Origin of the sequence: Marinobacter sp. UBA2498, from assembly GCF_002341575.1 — a bacterium.
In the GTDB taxonomy this organism is placed as follows: Bacteria; Pseudomonadota; Gammaproteobacteria; order Pseudomonadales; family Oleiphilaceae; genus Marinobacter; species Marinobacter manganoxydans.
The window spans coordinates 98,146-98,796 of sequence record NZ_DDOI01000059.1; the positions used below are offsets into that span (position 1 = coordinate 98,146).

The 651-nt window shown below is 57.5% G+C and carries 1 protein-coding gene and 1 pseudogene; both read left to right on the forward strand.

Annotated features, from left to right (window positions below; translation table 11 throughout):
- Positions 1 to 175: pseudogene (locus B2W52_RS07695) on the forward strand (erythrose-4-phosphate dehydrogenase); the annotation flags it as partial.
- 68 nt (positions 176 to 243) lie between these two features.
- Positions 244 to 651: pyruvate kinase (locus tag B2W52_RS07700; protein ID WP_286802270.1), on the forward strand; the 408-nt coding region annotated here is incomplete at its 3' end.

Genomic DNA, 651 nt, shown 5'->3' on the forward strand with positions numbered 1-651 from the left:
CGAGAAACTGGTCAGCATCGACTTCAATCACAACGCACTTTCCAGCATCTATGATGCCAACCACACCCGCGTTCTGGGTCGTCACGTAAAAGTCATGGCCTGGTACGATAATGAATGGGGCTTCTCGAATCGTATGCTGGATAATGCCCTCGCCCTCTTCGAGGCCGGCCAGTAAATCTGGCCGTTTCAGCTGATTCCGCTACTCTTTTCGAGACCATTTTGAAGAACCAAAGGACACCAACCATGCTCAGGCGTACCAAGATTGTCGCCACTCTCGGCCCGGCCACCGATTCACCGGAATCCCTCGCGGCCATTATCGCCGCCGGTGTGGATGTCACCCGACTCAACTTTTCCCACGGCAGCGCCGAAGAGCACATCGGCCGCGCTCGCCGGGTTCGCGAAGCAGCAGCGGCCCAAGGCCGGTTTGTCGCTTTGCTGGCCGATTTGCAGGGCCCCAAGTTGCGCATCGCACGGTTCTCGGAGAACAAGGTCACCCTCAAGGCAGGCCAGACGTTTATCCTGGACGCTGCCATGGACAAGGAGGCGGGTACCGAGGAAAAGGTCGGCATCGACTACGAGCAACTGATCGAAGATGTGGAACCGGGAGACATTCTGGTTCTGGACGATGGCCGCATTGAGATGGAAGTGCAG